20 protein-coding genes are annotated in these 14,322 nt (G+C 67.4%); 1 reads left to right on the top strand and 19 read right to left on the bottom strand.

The features are described 5' to 3' along the window. Positions 1-417: 417 nt before the first annotated feature. The 17 genes from AB4Z47_RS02680 to AB4Z47_RS02600 all read right to left on the bottom strand — a co-directional run bounded on the left by AB4Z47_RS02680 (position 418) and on the right by AB4Z47_RS02600 (position 11,525). Positions 418-1,623, bottom strand: a complete 1,206-nt coding sequence (locus AB4Z47_RS02680; protein WP_441947565.1) for a hypothetical protein — start codon at positions 1,621-1,623, stop codon at positions 418-420. A gap of 343 nt (positions 1,624-1,966) precedes the next feature. Beyond that, a complete protein-coding gene (locus tag AB4Z47_RS02675; protein ID WP_441947564.1) occupies positions 1,967-2,452 on the bottom strand; it encodes a single-stranded DNA-binding protein in 486 nt (161 codons plus the stop codon). A gap of 308 nt (positions 2,453-2,760) precedes the next feature. Further along, positions 2,761-2,898, bottom strand: a complete 138-nt coding sequence (locus AB4Z47_RS02670) for a hypothetical protein (protein WP_441947563.1) — start codon at positions 2,896-2,898, stop codon at positions 2,761-2,763. 74 nt (positions 2,899-2,972) lie between these two features. Beyond that, positions 2,973-3,419 carry a DUF4192 family protein gene (locus AB4Z47_RS02665; protein ID WP_441947562.1) on the bottom strand — a complete coding sequence of 149 codons (447 nt, stop codon included), beginning with the start codon at positions 3,417-3,419 and terminating at the stop codon, positions 2,973-2,975. Between the two features lie 443 nt (positions 3,420-3,862). After that, the gene (locus AB4Z47_RS02660) at positions 3,863-4,753 is read right to left on the bottom strand and encodes a bifunctional DNA primase/polymerase (protein ID WP_441947561.1); all 891 of its coding nucleotides are present in this window, start codon (positions 4,751-4,753) and stop codon (positions 3,863-3,865) included. Beyond that, positions 4,750-5,340, bottom strand: coding sequence for a hypothetical protein (locus AB4Z47_RS02655; RefSeq protein ID WP_441947560.1), 591 nt, complete (start codon positions 5,338-5,340; stop codon positions 4,750-4,752). Before AB4Z47_RS02655 ends, AB4Z47_RS02660 begins: the two co-directional genes overlap by 4 nt. Positions 5,341-5,342: 2 nt before the next feature. After that, positions 5,343-5,507 (bottom strand): hypothetical protein, encoded by a 165-nt coding sequence (locus tag AB4Z47_RS02650; protein WP_441947559.1) that lies wholly within the window; start codon positions 5,505-5,507, stop codon positions 5,343-5,345. A gap of 49 nt (positions 5,508-5,556) precedes the next feature. Further along, positions 5,557-6,210, bottom strand: a complete 654-nt coding sequence (locus AB4Z47_RS02645) for a hypothetical protein (protein WP_441947558.1) — start codon at positions 6,208-6,210, stop codon at positions 5,557-5,559. Positions 6,211-6,349: 139 nt separating this feature from the next. Beyond that, the gene (locus AB4Z47_RS02640; RefSeq protein ID WP_441947557.1) at positions 6,350-6,499 is read right to left on the bottom strand and encodes a hypothetical protein; all 150 of its coding nucleotides are present in this window, start codon (positions 6,497-6,499) and stop codon (positions 6,350-6,352) included. After that, a complete protein-coding gene (locus AB4Z47_RS02635) occupies positions 6,496-6,996 on the bottom strand; it encodes a hypothetical protein (RefSeq protein ID WP_441947556.1) in 501 nt (166 codons plus the stop codon). Before AB4Z47_RS02635 ends, AB4Z47_RS02640 begins: the two co-directional genes overlap by 4 nt. Further along, the gene (locus AB4Z47_RS02630) at positions 6,986-7,240 is read right to left on the bottom strand and encodes a hypothetical protein (protein WP_441947555.1); all 255 of its coding nucleotides are present in this window, start codon (positions 7,238-7,240) and stop codon (positions 6,986-6,988) included. Before AB4Z47_RS02630 ends, AB4Z47_RS02635 begins: the two co-directional genes overlap by 11 nt. 5 nt (positions 7,241-7,245) lie before the next feature. Next, the gene (locus tag AB4Z47_RS02625) at positions 7,246-7,638 is read right to left on the bottom strand and encodes a hypothetical protein (RefSeq protein WP_441947554.1); all 393 of its coding nucleotides are present in this window, start codon (positions 7,636-7,638) and stop codon (positions 7,246-7,248) included. Between the two features lie 36 nt (positions 7,639-7,674). After that, on the bottom strand, positions 7,675-7,971 hold the full coding sequence (locus tag AB4Z47_RS02620) for a hypothetical protein (protein ID WP_441947553.1): 297 nt from the start codon (positions 7,969-7,971) through the stop codon (positions 7,675-7,677). Positions 7,972-7,996: 25 nt separating this feature from the next. Continuing rightward, positions 7,997-8,749: a hypothetical protein gene (locus AB4Z47_RS02615; RefSeq protein ID WP_441947552.1), complete on the bottom strand. Its 753-nt coding sequence runs from the start codon at positions 8,747-8,749 to the stop codon at positions 7,997-7,999. Continuing rightward, on the bottom strand, positions 8,737-9,951 hold the full coding sequence (locus AB4Z47_RS02610) for a hypothetical protein (protein WP_441947551.1): 1,215 nt from the start codon (positions 9,949-9,951) through the stop codon (positions 8,737-8,739). Before AB4Z47_RS02610 ends, AB4Z47_RS02615 begins: the two co-directional genes overlap by 13 nt. Positions 9,952-10,035: 84 nt before the next feature. Next, positions 10,036-10,863, bottom strand: a complete 828-nt coding sequence (locus AB4Z47_RS02605) for a class II glutamine amidotransferase (protein WP_441947550.1) — start codon at positions 10,861-10,863, stop codon at positions 10,036-10,038. Next, the gene (locus AB4Z47_RS02600) at positions 10,851-11,525 is read right to left on the bottom strand and encodes a hypothetical protein (protein WP_441947549.1); all 675 of its coding nucleotides are present in this window, start codon (positions 11,523-11,525) and stop codon (positions 10,851-10,853) included. Before AB4Z47_RS02600 ends, AB4Z47_RS02605 begins: the two co-directional genes overlap by 13 nt. A gap of 1,141 nt (positions 11,526-12,666) precedes the next feature. Between AB4Z47_RS02600 and AB4Z47_RS02595 the strand changes: the two genes are divergently transcribed. Next, the gene (locus AB4Z47_RS02595) at positions 12,667-13,203 is read left to right on the top strand and encodes a hypothetical protein (RefSeq protein WP_441947548.1); all 537 of its coding nucleotides are present in this window, start codon (positions 12,667-12,669) and stop codon (positions 13,201-13,203) included. Here AB4Z47_RS02595 and AB4Z47_RS02590 read toward each other — a convergent pair. After that, a complete protein-coding gene (locus AB4Z47_RS02590; RefSeq protein ID WP_441947547.1) occupies positions 13,191-13,334 on the bottom strand; it encodes a hypothetical protein in 144 nt (47 codons plus the stop codon). The two genes, AB4Z47_RS02595 and AB4Z47_RS02590, sit on opposite strands and share 13 nt — an antisense overlap. A gap of 181 nt (positions 13,335-13,515) precedes the next feature. Beyond that, a complete protein-coding gene (locus AB4Z47_RS02585; RefSeq protein WP_441947546.1) occupies positions 13,516-14,121 on the bottom strand; it encodes a hypothetical protein in 606 nt (201 codons plus the stop codon). Between the last annotated feature and the right edge of the window lie 201 nt (positions 14,122-14,322).

The following is a 14,322-nucleotide window of genomic DNA, read 5'->3' as shown; positions in this document are numbered from 1 at the left end:
GTGATTGAGAGTGGGGTCAGTGACGTGGGAGGGATCTCGGGGAATGTTCGGGTTGTGCCCGCGCATGACTGGCCACGTCCGCTCGCCGTGCCCAGGCACAACCGGCTAAGTGTTGTCATCGTGGACGGGGCGGTTCGTCGGGGAACAGGGGCAGCCGCAGCGACATTGGCTGGTCGAGCGGTTCGCGGCGACGTGGAGGGCGATCAGAAACAGTAGGACGATCGACAGCCAGCGGTCGGATAGGAAGTCGGTCGAGGGGTTGGTCACGGTGGTGCCCTCCGGCGGTGGGGTTGGGCAACGTACAGGGCGGGCAGGAGTGGGTGAGTCGTGCCCGGCCCGCCGCGGGAGTGGACACCGCAGCGGACCGAGGATCGCAGACCCACCGAACGGCGGGGGCAACGCGTGGAAGTTGTTGTGTTAGGCGGCGATGCGGAAGCGATCTCGGCATTCGTCGCAGAGGTCGTCGGTGTCGATCTCGCGATCGTGGGCGTAGCAGGAGCAGCAACGCCCTGTCCGCAGCGGCACCGGAGTCAGTGTCGCGATCGGGGTGCCCGGTGCCGATGATTGCGGGCCTCGGTCGAGGAACGCGATGACCAGGCCGCGCACTACTCGTGTCGAGCGCTGTTTCAAGGCGTCGAGCAGGCTGGGCGCGGCGGCGGGGTAGTGGTCGGTGAGGTACTGGCAGTACGCGGCGACCTCGTCGGCGAGGGTGAAACCCGCAGGAAGTGAGGCGACCCCGCTGCGACCGGTGTCGCGGCAGTGCTGGCACAGTCCGTCGTCGCTGAGGCCGTGTCCATTCGGGTCGGTACGGAAGTGGTCGCTGCAGGCGCGTTCGCTGAAGCAGTAGACACATACCCATCCCTGCAGCGGAGCCAGAGTGGTGTGGTCGTAGTCGAGACCGTTGCCGTTGGCGAGGAAGGCCGGGCGGTCGTCGTCGCGGATGTCGAGACCGGTTCGGGTGCGGGCGATTGCGTCGGCGTCGAAGTCGGCGCGGGTGCGGGCACCGGTACGGTCGCGCTCGGCGCGGACCTGGTCGGCGACCTGGCGCACGTAGTTCCGGTCCCACGTCGAGGGTCGGTATGCAGGGTCGGTGTCGACGAGGAAGCGGGTGCGGATGTAGTCGGTGACGATGCGCGGCTCGTGTACAGGACGGCGTTTCGTTTTGATCGCCTCGATGTGCTCGGGCTGCCGCCACGCGCGCTTGGCGGCGACCTTGGTCGCGGTAGAGGGCGTGCCCTTCACTATCGGTTTGTCGTCGGTGGCGAGCAGTCGCCGGAAACTTGAGTCGACCGCGGCGAGCGGAACGGTCGTGATCCAGCGAGGTTGCTGCTCGGCGGGGCGATGCAGGCCCGGGTCGGTGCGCGTGACGAACGCATCGAGCCAGCCCCGCAGGTCCGGGTCCGAGCGTCGCCACAGCGAACGCAGATAGGCTCGCGCGGTCCCGTACGGGTAATGGGTGAACGTGTCGGCGAGGCGGACCAGTCGGTCGAGGTCCTCGGCGGTGGCGAGCTCGGTGAGCGCGTGCTCGAAGACGTCGCGGGCGTCGTCGTGGAGGTGGGCGTCGAGGAGTCCGGAGATGTGGGCGATCGCGTCGTGGAAGGACTGAGGTTCGGTGATGGTCATCGGAGGTTTCCCTTTCGTGCGAGCGGAGACGACTCAGCCCCCGCGGGAACGTGACATTCCACGGGGATGGTCGGCTGGCCGGGCGGCCAGCTCGAGGGCGCTTCGACCAGGGCGGCGGTCGGCGCGGTGGGGAACGCGCCGGGGCGTGCACCACCGAATTTCTGTATCGAACTACCGCGCGGGTGCACGGCGAGAGGGAAATTCGGTGGTGCCGGGCGCGGGCCCCGCCGTGTCGGCCGACGGTCTGGTAGCCCTCGTCCGGGCTGGGCGACCGGCCAGACGGGCATCCCTCCGCACTCGATGACTCCTGCTCACCTGCCCGTCGGGGCAGGTGAGCATCGGGTCAGAAGGTGGGCTCCTCACCAGCCCCGACACGGGCGAGCGCTGATTCGTGCGGGGGCATCGACGCCCACGGATCATCGGAGATCGGGTGGGAGGTGGTCGTGATACCGCCGCTCCCGCGCCGGTTGGTCTTGGTGACCTTGGCGGTGGCGAAGCGCAGCGACGGGCCGACTTCGTCGACCTCGAGCTCGATCACGCTGCGCTTGTCCCCTTCAGGGGTCTGGTAGCTGCGCTGCTTGAGTCGTCCGGAGACGATGACCCGCGCCCCGCGGGTCAGGGTCTCGGCGACGTTCTCGGCGGCCTCGCGCCAAATATTGCAGCGCAGGAACAACGCCTCGGCGTCCTTCCATTCGTTGGTGTTGCGGTCGAGATAGCGCGGCGTGGAGGCGACGATGAAGTTGGCGACGGCCTGACCCGAGGGGACGAACCTCAATTCCGGATCGGCGGTCAAGTTCCCGATCACGGTGATCGTCGTGTCTGCGGCCATGTGGATGCTCCTTCACAGGGTGTGGATAAGGGATGGATCGCTGTGGTTGTGCCGCCGGGAGTTGTGGCTGCTCGGCGGCTCGCACGGATCGGTGGCTCTCGGTGACCGGGTGGGGTTCAGGAGTCGATGTCGATATCGTGGTAGTCGATGTCACCGGTGGCGGCTTGTTCGGCATCGACCAGCGCGAACTAGTAGGGCTCCGGTGTCGGCGAGGAAGTGCAGATACCGTTTGGTGCTGGCGAACCCGTTGCGCCAGACGCTTTTATCGATCGGGGTTTCGTGGGTGGCCAGCTCCATGGCGAGCACGATCATCCAGGCGCGGTTGGTCGGCGCGGCGCGGTGCGGATCGCGGCGACCAACTGCTCGGTCGAACCGCCGACACCCAGCAGCTTGGTCACCATCTGCAACACGCTGGGATCGAGTCGGCGGGCCAGGGACTCACCCACGACAGCAGCGCGGCGACCTGCTCGACCGACGCGACATCGGCCCTCAGATCCGGCGGCAGATCGCCGCCGTCGGACTAGGGCGGCTGGTAAGGCAGGACACCGTGCTCGTCATCGAACAGACTCCACCACGGGCGGCCGGACTCGCGCCCGGTGAGCGCCCACGCCCCGATCACGTCAGTGCCAAGCTCGGCCAGCCGATCCCGCACAAGCGTCGCCAGCTCACGATGCGCCGAGTTCGGAACCGGCCGGTCCGGGGTTGCGTCGTCGACGATTACGATCGCCACCGCGTCGGGACGACGCATTGCGCACGCGCGGAGTGTGCGCGACAGGATCGGTACGGTCGCCAGGTAGTCCCCGGCCAGAAATAGATCCTCCCAGCGGATCCGTTCAACCGCCACGTAAGCATCAGGCCAGCAGTGCATTTCGCGCAACAGCATCACCACCAGCGACCGCCGCGGTGGCTGTGGCAGCAACGCCAACGCCTCGGCGACGAACCGGCCGGGATCATGAATCGCCGACACCAAACCTCCCTGGAGTGCAGACGGACACGAGTGCGCGCCAAGACACGACGGCACGGCAACGTTCAATGACGGTAGGCAACGACCGGAGATGCCCTGACTCGTGCGAAACGAGGCCGTGGGTGAGCCGACGGCAGTAGAGCGGGCGAGGTTGGCTGGCTCGGGGTTTGAGGCGGGGAGGAGCTGCGCGCCTGGAGGGTATGGGAGTCGCATTCACCCTCGCGCCTCAGCGTCGGGCTGTGCAACAGGCACAGCGGGAGCGCGGGCAGCGTCGAAGTTCGAACCGACGGAACGAAAAGGCGCGACCCCCGAAACCCTGACCCCGCAGCGGGCCTAACGCCGCTACCGGGCCGAAAGCACCTGAAATGGCCAATAATCCACACGGGTGCCGCCGCCCCGGGCTGACCAGCCGGGCCGGACCGATCACCGGATGCTCACCGTCACCGTCACCGCAGCGGCGCGGCGCGATCGGCGGCGTAGGTCAATCCATCGGTGATGGTGCGGGCGGCTTCACTATCGGTGAAGTCGTCGAGCCCAATGTGGATTTGCGCGGCGTCGTAGAGGACGGCGTAGGCGTGGTCGTAGTCGAGCAACCCGGCCCCGACCAGACGACCGAGACTGTTGGCCGCCAGCAGCACCGTGCGGTGGCGGACACCGCTGTAGGCGAGCCGGATCCGCATGCTCTGGTTGCCCAACGCCGCCCGGACGTAGGCGTCGGGATGACTGATCGACGCGACTATCCGGGAGCGAGGCCGCAGTGGCGGTGGCGCCAGCAGCGCGGTGAGCCAGTCGGGCAACAGTATCGGCGTCCGGTCATCGAGCACCTGGTAGCTGCCGTTTGGCAGTAAGGATCCAGCGGCGACGACGTAGCCACCGGCCCCGCGGCTGTCGATCCGCCACCCCAGACGCGCGATCGTGTTGCGTAACACGGGTTCTCGGGGCGCACGGTAGTACAGGTGCATGCCTCCCTCCGACGGCGTCGATACCGTGTAGGTCGGCACGGGCAGCGTCTGACCGGCTTCTGCGGCCAGACGGGTGAGGACGTCGCGGCCGTCGCGGGCGTGGCGCCACCGATCTGGTGGTGGTTGACCGTGGTTGGTGTCGAGGTCGAGGACATGCACCCGCGAGGGCCCGCAGGCGATCGCTACGTTGTCGGCAGGCCAGCGGGCCCACCAATTCAGGATCCGCCTCGCATCGCGGGTGGCTTCGTCTTCCCACTGTTTGATCGCGGGGATCTTGGTGCCCGGGTGCAGGGGGAAGATGTGGAAACCGCGGCGGGCGTGACCGAGCGCGACGTTTCCCAGGCCCGTCGTTGCTGAGGCGACGGTAGTGCTCACGGTCGCCCTTGATCGGTGCGGTGGCGGCGGGTTGCGATGTGCCGGGCCAGCCGCATCGCGGCTGCGCCTGTGGTGTGGAGTTCGAACTCGGCCTCGCCGCTGGCCAGGAGACGGATCTCGCCGTGGATGGCGTCGCCGGATTGGCCGAAGCGGACGCGGTCACCGCGCACGATCTGCGCGGGGGCCAGATGCTGGCACAGGCTTTCGAGGGCCCGGCGATGCGCGGCCAGCCGTAGCGTGTCGGCGCGGGCGCGGGTGCGGCACAGCCCGAGGGTCTGTTCGTAGTCGGGCAGCAGCCGTCGGGTGATGTCGACGGCGATCGCGGTCGCCGAGCGGGTGGCGGCGACGGTGATGATGTGGTTGCCTTCGCCGGGGTCGAGGTGGCGGCCTAGCTCGCCGTAGGCGGCGCGAATACGCAAGCGCCCGTGGTCGCTGCGTCGGTGGGAGTCGTCGCCGTAGGTGATGTCGAGGATCTGCTGATCGGGTCCGTACAGCACTGCGTGGGCTTGGACCATGTATCCGCGTTCGGCGACCCAACCGGGCCCGAGCGCGGCGGCGATCTCGTGGGCGAGGGCGAGGAGATCCATGGCTACCTGCCTTTCTGCCGAGTCGGGGCGATAGGCCCGAGGCGGGCTCTGGTGTCGGTGAGGGTGGTGCGCATCAGCCGCCCGGCGTCGGGGCCGATGACCCCGCCGCGCAGCTCACAGAACACCGCGAAGAACGCCGGTCCGCGCCCGGCCCTGGCGTGGCGCATCAGGGGGACCGATGCGGGCGAGGATCTTTCGCGGGGCGGTCACCGCAGATCACCCCCCGAGCCCGAGGACCATCTCCAGCGCGACGACCGCCTTCAACAAGTCGATCGGCTGCTGGTCTTCGGTGTCGGGTGCGGCATCGCGAACCTTGCGTACCTTCAACCGATTTGCCCGCCGCAGGTCGACACCGACCGCAGGCGGGTAGTTCCCGTCCCCGGCGTCGGAGACGATGGTGTAGTCGTCGAGCGACAGCCACACCTCGTACCATGGTTCAGCGGGCTGGCCCACCCGTGATGCCTCGCGGTGGTCACGGTCAGGGACGGTCCAGTAGCGGCACCCGCAGGCTGGGTCCTCACAGCGAGTGAGCCGGTCGTGCGGGGTGGGGTTGTAGCGCTGGACACGTCCGGCCAGCATCGGGCACGCGCGCCGCGAGTAGTACCCGCACTCGGGATGGACGCCGGGCTCGACACCCAGGCCGCGCAGGTAGTCACGGGGCCGCAGATAGACCACGACCCGCTCACCGAGTGGGTCCCCGCAGATCTGACACAGCTTGCGGACGAAAGTCTCCCGCAGTCGGGCGGGATCGATCTTGCCCCAGACCGGACGGGTGCGGTTGCGGTGAGTCAGCGTGATGTGTGGGACCACCATGCCGTGGTCGATAGGGGCGTGTGCCAGACGAGCCAGCGCCGGCACCGGGTCGAACACGGGGCGGGATGGTGGCGTCGAATAGTTCAAGTTCACCTCGAATCTGGATGAGTGGCCGCATCCTGGGGCCGCGGCGCATTGGCGGAAAGGTCGTCGCCGACGGTGCGGTGGTGGGGGTGATGCTGGTGACGCGGTCATGTCATCCGGATGTCTGGATGCGCACATGGATATGGGCTGAGAGCGCCCCGGGGGCTGAGGCTTCGGTTACCCAGGGCGTGAACCGGTCCTGATCCAGCGCGGGCAGGTTCGCTTCGATCCACGCCACCACCTCGGCGGCGCTGCCGATCACGACGGCCAGGGTCGCCCGGTCTGCGGGTCCTGCTCATGCACGGTGACCACCGCCGGGGCACCAGGAACCTGGGCGGTCACCGACCGCGGCAGCACGGCCTCGCGGCCACCGGCGGCCCACCGGCCCTCGGCGATCACCCATCGGCCTGCCGTGTCCGGCACGGCGGGAGACAGCCGCCAGCCGATCCCGGTCGGCAGGCCACCGAAAGAGTCGTTCTCCCAGCGGGTCTGGCTGCTGCCGTCGGCGTGGACGGTGACGACCTGGGTGGCGTGCTCCACGCGCACCAACGCCATCACCGGGCGACCGCACGCGGCGGCGGTGTGGTCGATGCCGGGGAAGACAGCGATCACGGTGCCGGGAGGGGGTGGTGTGGCGAACGCGGCGTGATACCCGGCCACGAGCACGCGATCGATGTCAGCGGCGGTGTCGGGAAGATAGGGCCCATAACGGGGGTCGGCGCGCAGGCGGGCGGTGTAGGAGTCGAGGTCAGTTCCCATCGGCGCCACCGCTTCTCGTCGTCGGCTCGGTGGTCAATGCCTGGTGGAAGACCCGCACCAGCCGGTCGCCGGGTTCGTGTTCGGCGACCAGCTGGTTGAGCACCGTGCGAGGCTCACCGCCGATCGCCTCAGCCATGCCTTGGGCGAAGCCGACGATCCGGCGGGTCGCCTCGAGGTGCGGGCCGAGGGCGCGCAGCAGGTCCGCGATGATGTCTTCGCGGGCCAGGGGTACCGCAGCGTTCATGGGTTTCACTCCTGTCGGATCGGGTCGTTGAGCGGCTGTACGGATTCGATGAACCGCAGCGGCAGCAGAACGGTCGGATGGGTGTCGCTGTCGAGCACGGTGTGGTGGCGGCGCACTACGCGGACGCGCACATGCTGGTGGAGGTAGCCGCTGCGGGTGACGCGAGTGGCGCAGGCGTGGTCACGGCGCAGCTGGTGCAGTTCGGCGCCGATCACCTCGATCACCGGATCGCCGCCACTGCGATCGTCGGGATCCGCGGGTTCGAGTGCGGCGTCGAGAGCTGCGAGCCGGTCGCGGAGCAAGCCACGGGAGTGGTTGAGGTCGTCGGGTGTGAGCGCGGCGTCGAACCACCTGTCGATTCCTTGGAGGACGCGACGCAGGAACTCCAGTTCGGACACTCTGCGGTCGCCAGCGGTGCGGGGTTGATGGGATGGTCATGGGCGGATGTTCTTGACGCGTAACCATCGTGCAGCCCGCCGGATTGGGCGGGTTCGATGCCGGGTCGTCAGCGCCGCCGCGAGATTGTCGGCGGCGTCGGGGTCGAGATCGGCGTAACGCCAGTCGGTGTCGGGGTGGTCGGCATCGCGGATCAGTAGCCGGACCAGGTGGCCGTCAGTGCTGGCAATGACATGGTGGTCATGGATGTCGTGGAGCCGGATGAGGGTCGAGGGAAGGTTCAGCTTGTGGTGCACGAGTAGTCGGCCTTTCTGGAAGGGAAGGGTTTCTCGCATCGGCTCTTCGGCCGTGGTGCTCAGGTCAGGCGTGCTCGTAGGCGAGCAGGTCGGCGTAGCGTTCGTCGCCGTCGAAGGTGGGGCATTCACATTTCGGGAAGGGCTGCAAACAGTCCGCGCAGAATCCGCAGGAGGTGCAGTGTGGGCCGAGGCTGGCGTCGTCGAACTCGCCGCAGGACACGCAGTAGGCCCAGTACGCTTCGGCCGCCCAGCTGTCGGGCAGGTAGGAGCGGTTGGAATACCAAATCCCGTTGTCCCAGTGCCCGTGGCGTTCGTTGAAGATGTAGGCCGGGTGCTTGTAGGCGGGGTCGACGGTCAGTAGCACCATCTTGTCGCTGCCCAGCCACCGCTCCAGCCGTTCCCGCCCGGCCCAGGAGTCCAGCGACCCGAACGGCGAGGTGGGCAGGTAGTCCTCGGCGGCGATACGGGTATCCGAACGCAGATCACCAGGGCAGGGGTGCACGTTGTCGGGCAGGATCCCGTTGTGCGCGAGCACGGTCCGCTCGTCCCCGCCGACAGCGAAGGGATGACAATTCTCGATCGCGCGTAGGCCGTGGGTGGCCAGCCGGGAATGGAACAACGCCGGAGCATCCGGATACCGTTCCCGCACCTGCGCGAATTCGGTGATCACCGCGGCGGCGTCCATGCCGCGGCCGACAGTGAGGCGGTCGTCGGTGAGGAGGGCGTAGCCGTGGCCGTGCGGGTTCGCCAGGGCGCCGTTGCGTAGTGCGTCTAGGTCGGGGCTGATGCCGGGTTTGACGAAGGTCAGGATGCACACTGCAGGGCCTCCAGTTCGGTGAGAAGGGGCGAGTACTGCGGGCGGGTGCGCAGCCAGGTGGTGAAGGCATCCCATTCCCAGCCGCGGCGGCACGCGATATCAGCCGCTGAGAGGTGGCGGGTGTATTCGACCGATGCCGCAGCGAAAGCGAGTGCGGCTTGGACCTGGTGGGGGACAAGGGAACTGGCGAAGATCCGCAACTCGAAAGTCTCTGGTGGGCGGACGTTGATGGCCTGGTAACGGGCGGCTGACCGCTGGCCCTTGGCGTGGTCGAGTGCCTGCGAGCGCGCGTAGGGGGAGAACTCCGCCCACTGCGAGGACCGTCGACGCGCGAGTGTCGTGACCGGGTCCTCGTTGCGGTACACGAATTTCAGCCACCGGTAGGCGTGTGCGGGGGAGTCGAACCCGGTACGGGAGACGTGGACGTGGATACCGACGTCGCCGTCGGTGTAGCAGCCCAGCAGCCGCAACCGGCCCAGCAGTGGCCACGGGAACCGCGCCTGCGCGTATGCGTAATCCATGGGGTGGGTGACCAATTCGAACCCGCACGGACGGATCGAGGAGTCCTCTTTCAGGTAGGCGAGGTTCCCGAGGTGGGAGAGGGCGGTCTCGACCGCGTCATCGAACTGACCGGAGGGGGTTTTGATTTCGAGTTCCAGCCCGAGATACAGCGGGCCCTTGCCGTGGAAGCGGGGTGTGGGTTTGTAGTCGTAGTCGTGGACGGCGTCGTGGGATGGATGCGTGTCCTCGCAGGACTCGCAGTAGGTTTCCTCGCGGCGGATGAGGGTGAAGCAGTCGGAGCATTCGCGGTAGTCGTCGCCCTCGCAGGTCGAGCAGACCCGGTTGCCGCCATCGACCGCATAGGTATCCACGGCCAGGTGGCCGCAGTCATCGCAGCTGGAGTAGTCCTCGGCGCAGCGGGTGCACACGTCGGCGCCGCCGATCACGGTGCGGGTTTCGCGGGTGTAGGCGTCGCAGTCCCCGCACTGTTGCCACCCGATCAAGCAGTCACTGCACAGGAAGGTCTCCGCGGTGGTCAGAGTTGTGGTGCGGGTGTGGGTGCCGCATTCGTCGCAGCGAGTCAGGTCCTCGGCACACGCCGGGCACAACCGCTCACCCTCGACCGTGGAAACCACCCGGGTTACGGGGACGGGATCGGAGCATTCCTCGCATGCAGGGTCGATCAGCGTGGACACGGGCATGACAAGTCACGACCTTTCGGTGAAAGAGAAAGAACCCCGCGCACAGCCGAAAGGTGGACTGGACGCGGGTTCTCGAGGGACAGATCAGCGGGTCGACGTGTGGTGCGACGTCTCACCTGGTGCGGCGCGTTGCCGCGTGGCGGGCGTCAGGGAGCGTGGGCTGTGTAGTGAGATGCCCGAGGCACTCGCACTGCGGCCGCTGGTGAGGCAGTCGCAGTCGGGGAAGGCGGTTTCACAGTCGAAGCACCAGCCACACCGGGTGCAATAGCGGCCGCGCCGGTCCGAATCCGGCCTTTGGCAGTACCCGCACAGATACCGGCGCGGGCGTGGCGACGGCCAGCGTTGTGACGGCGGCAGGTAGCTGGTGTTGGAGTACCAGATCCCGTCCACCCAGCACCCCGCCGATTCGCCGAACAGGTAGGCGTGATGCTGATAGGCGGGGTCGACGGTGAGGATCAGCAGCTTGCTCGACCCCAGCCACGACCCCAGCCCGCGTGCGCCGCGGTGGGTGTCGATCGACCCGAACGGCTCGCGGGCGAGGTAGTCCTCCGCGGCGATGCGGGTGTCCGAGCGCGGATCGTAGGGGCTCGGGTGCACGCGTTTGGGGAGGACACCGTTGTGCGCCAACACGGTTCGCGGGTCGTTGCCGAGCCGGAACGGGTGACAGTTGCTGCGCCCGCGTGTGCCGTGGGTGGCGTAGCGGGAGTGGAACAACGCCGCACCGCTGGGGTAGCGGGCACGAACTTGGGTGAACGTGTCGATCACGGTCTCAGCGCGCATCCCGCGGCTGACGAGGATCCGCCGTCCGGCGATGACCGCGAAACCGTGCCCGTGCGGATTCGCCGCCGCCCCGAACGACAGCGCGACCGGGTCGGGGGTGACACCGGGTGGGAGGTAGGTCAGCAGGCACATGCGAGGTCCTCCATCTCCGCCCACAAGGGCTGGTAATCGGGGTGGTCGCGAACCCAGGCCGCGAACCTCGCCCATTCCCAGCCGCCGGCGCGGACATCGGTCACGCGCAGCCGGCGGGTGTAGTCGATGGATGCGGTGGTGAAAGCCAGCGCCGCCTGCACCCGCTGGGCGTCCAGGGAACTGGCGAAGACCCGCAGCTCCAGGGTTTGACGCGGATAGGGGTTGATCGCCTGATACCGATCTAGCCCCAACGCGTGCAGAGGGCCCTTGGCGGTGTCCTTCACCCGCGCGCGGGCGGCCCGGTCGAACGGTGCATAATGCGAGCGCCGCCGCGCGATCGTCGACACCGCGGACTCGTTGCGGTACAACAACTTCATCCACCGGTAGACATGCGCCGCAGAATCGAACCCGGCCCGGCTGGCATGAACATGCAAACCGACACTCGTATCGGTCTCGCAGTCCAGGTCCTCGAGGGCCTCGAGCAGCGGCCACGGGAAATGATCGATCGCATGCCGGTACGACATGGGGTGCGTGACGAGTTCGAATCCGGTGGGCCGGATCGACGAATCCTGTTTGAGATAGCCCAGGCCGCCGAGGTAGTCGCTGGCGACGGCGACGCATTCGCGGTAGCGGTAGTCGGGGACGATGACCTCCAACTCCATCCCCAAATACAGTGGACCCTGCCCGTGGAAGCGGGGGTCGGGTTTGTAGCTGTAATTCCACACGTGCGGGTGCCGCGCGCAGCAGTCACACGAGCGGCCGCCTCGCAGCAGCGTGCCGCAGTCCCGGCAGGACTCGAACTGCTCAGCACAGCGGGTGCAGACGCGGTGACCGCCGGAAACGTAGCGACTGGAGCCGCTGTATCGGCTGCACCGGAAACACAGGTCGAAGAACACGGCAGCGCAGCGCAGACACACCCCCTCATCGGTGTCGGTGCGCACCCGCGGGTCGGTCAACCCCCGACACGACACACACGCCCGCCACCCGGCGACACACCGGCCGCACAACTGCTGACCGTCGGCGGTGGCGGTCACAGCGATCGTGGACTCACCGCAGCGCCCGCACCGCGACAGCCGAGGCACACAGCTGCCGCACACGAGCTGATCCTCGATCGGGTACCGGTCACCCGGCTCGCGGGTTCGGCAGATCGTGCACAGGGGATAGGGATCGATATCGGGCATGGCAGCGCACCTTCCGGAAACAAAAGAACGCCAGGCCGGAGCTTTCGCTCCGACCTGGCGTTCACGGTCAGTAAGGGGGTGTTCGGCTACGTCACTGGCTCACCGTGACACGCCCGCCGCAGGGGTCATCCACCACGAGTGGGCAATGACGGCGGAACCGCACGCGAGGCAGTCGCGTACGGATCCCGTCGGTCGGTTGGTTGAGTTTGTGGGTGGGTGGGGACTGATCGAGTCGGACCCGACTCACGCTGCGTCAGGCATCGACGTCGCCCTCGCGAGCGCGGCGTCCTCGATGGCGAGCAGCCGCCGATCGGCGTGCAGTACCAGCGGTCTCGAATCTCGGCCGCTGCGTGAAATACACCGAGTTCGGTGCGGCGATGAAAACTCCTTCAAGTGGCCGGGCTCCAAGACGGCCCCAATATCCTTGGGCTGCTACAAATGCTCGGGCTGAAGAGTGGGACGCACGCCCACCCTCCAGCTGTTCCACTTGGTCCGGCGACCCGCTGGCCGCACCACCACGTGTAGCTGATGGTCCGATCACTGTGGCGCCCCATCAACACCTCCGATTTCGGTACGCTGGGGATCGGGAGAATCTGGCAGACGGGCCGCCAAGGAGTCCGCTATGCCCGCCACTGGTCCGAAGCGCTCGTCGCGCACCCCACAGCACCCGGAAGTCCGTGACCGCCTGGAACGTTCGCGCGGACGTGTGCGGGCACGTCGTGCCCGTGCCCGTCAACGTGAGCAAGCCATCACCGCCGCAGTCAAGCAATACCTCGCGGCCTGGGAAGCGATCGCGGCCCGGGAAGCCAAACGAGACAGCGACATTGAGGCGCTACGCCAACAGATCACGGTGCTGCAAGCGCGTGCCGCAGAGGAGATCGCGAGCCATCGCACCCAGCAGGCGCTCGCCGCGGCAACGATCCGCGACCAAGGGCAAACCGACGACGACGTCGCCGAACTCCTCGAAATCACGCCGAAGCAAGCACGGCAACTGATCATTGCGGCACGCACAGCGACAAGCACCGACGAAACCGCCAGCAGGCCAAGGGACCGCGTCGAGCCCGCGCGGAGCGCACCAGCACAGCGAGACAACGCCGAGGCATCCCTGGCCAGGGACGACGACGTCGCAGGCGCGACTGGCGGGAGTCAGGTCCCGTAACCGTCGTCACCAGGTTCGGTGATCGGCCGGTCGGCGGGGACAAGGTAGGCAAGCTCGATCGGCCACGGGTAGATACCGGATGCTGGATCACCGACAGCCTCGCCCAGCGTCTTGCCCGGGTCTCCGTTCACGCATCTCGATGATGCGGAACACGCTGACCCCGCCGCTACTGAGACGAACGAACCCGCTCTTGTCGAACTGCACAGCCACCACTCCGAATCCCGTCATTAGCCACTCGTCGGCGAAAAACTCGCCGTGGCTTGACCGCAACCAAACACAACACGCTGCTCACTAGAAGTGAGAATGCATCTGTTACGCGTTCGCGTAGCCTCCGGCATCCCAGACGTACCAGCGGAAATATTGCGGGGCGAAAGCCTGTCGAGCCGGAATGTTCGGAGCCGGTGGGAAGGGCCAGAACGCCACACCGCATCGATGGCAGTAGAAAGCAGCGCTCCACACCGCATGTGCTGCACGCTGTCCCCGCATGATCCTGCTGTTTCGGCGGCTGCGGCGGGTCGCGATCCCGAACAGAATGGCAGACGGTGTGGTCAAGGCGCCGAGCACCGTGACCGCAGCGAACAGAGACATCCAGAATCCGGCCTCTTCGGGATGAATAACGGTGAGCGCCGTCGGAACGATTGACACCAGGACCGGGAACAGGAGCAACAGCCCCACCACGACAAGACGCCCCGCAGGCCGCTGGCCCGGTTCCCGCGCCAAGTTGCGTGCGAGCGCAGTGGTATGAGTCCGCTCGACCGTCACAGTCCCCACCGTGGGCACCGATCCGGTCGAAGCGAACCCGACGCCGGTGTAGAGATCGGTGCCGTAACTGGTGGACACGCCGTCGGCGTGCAACGCAGGCACGCTCTGGACGAGATCGATGTGATGACAGTGAGGGCACGAGATGTCGATGTCCATGCCGGGGTTCCCCTCCCAAGCCGTTGTGCTGTAGCGGCGCGTGTGTGTGGTGACTGGAGCCCCCTGAGCAGGTCCGACGGTTGTGAGAGTTCTGATGCGCCAGAATGGGCGCAGGAGGACAGGATCACGACATGGCACGACGACGCCACACTCCCGAGCAGATCATCCGCAAGCTCCGCGAGGGCGAGAAGCTGTTGGGGG

It is taken from the genome of Nocardia sp. 2TAF39, from assembly GCF_052114905.1.
Lineage (GTDB): Bacteria > Actinomycetota > Actinomycetes > Mycobacteriales > Mycobacteriaceae > Nocardia.
This window is presented reverse-complemented; position numbering and strand designations above follow the sequence as displayed.

What these genes read in the sequence shown, in the direction of transcription:
- AB4Z47_RS02595 (WP_441947548.1), top strand. Translation starts at nt 12,667, where the DNA reads ATGCCCGCCACTGGTCCGAAGCGCTCGTCGCGCACCCCACAGCACCCG.
- AB4Z47_RS02650 (WP_441947559.1), bottom strand. Translation starts at nt 5,507, where the DNA reads ATGCGCCACGCCAGGGCCGGGCGCGGACCGGCGTTCTTCGCGGTGTTC.
- AB4Z47_RS02680 (WP_441947565.1), bottom strand. Translation starts at nt 1,623, where the DNA reads ATGACCATCACCGAACCTCAGTCCTTCCACGACGCGATCGCCCACATC.
- AB4Z47_RS02610 (WP_441947551.1), bottom strand. Translation starts at nt 9,951, where the DNA reads ATGCCCGTGTCCACGCTGATCGACCCTGCATGCGAGGAATGCTCCGAT.
- AB4Z47_RS02675 (WP_441947564.1), bottom strand. Translation starts at nt 2,452, where the DNA reads ATGGCCGCAGACACGACGATCACCGTGATCGGGAACTTGACCGCCGAT.
- AB4Z47_RS02605 (WP_441947550.1), bottom strand. Translation starts at nt 10,863, where the DNA reads ATGTGCCTGCTGACCTACCTCCCACCCGGTGTCACCCCCGACCCGGTC.
- AB4Z47_RS02620 (WP_441947553.1), bottom strand. Translation starts at nt 7,971, where the DNA reads ATGCGAGAAACCCTTCCCTTCCAGAAAGGCCGACTACTCGTGCACCAC.
- AB4Z47_RS02630 (WP_441947555.1), bottom strand. Translation starts at nt 7,240, where the DNA reads ATGAACGCTGCGGTACCCCTGGCCCGCGAAGACATCATCGCGGACCTG.
- AB4Z47_RS02635 (WP_441947556.1), bottom strand. Translation starts at nt 6,996, where the DNA reads ATGGGAACTGACCTCGACTCCTACACCGCCCGCCTGCGCGCCGACCCC.
- AB4Z47_RS02600 (WP_441947549.1), bottom strand. Translation starts at nt 11,525, where the DNA reads ATGGAGTTGGAGGTCATCGTCCCCGACTACCGCTACCGCGAATGCGTC.
- AB4Z47_RS02585 (WP_441947546.1), bottom strand. Translation starts at nt 14,121, where the DNA reads ATGGACATCGACATCTCGTGCCCTCACTGTCATCACATCGATCTCGTC.
- AB4Z47_RS02655 (WP_441947560.1), bottom strand. Translation starts at nt 5,340, where the DNA reads ATGGATCTCCTCGCCCTCGCCCACGAGATCGCCGCCGCGCTCGGGCCC.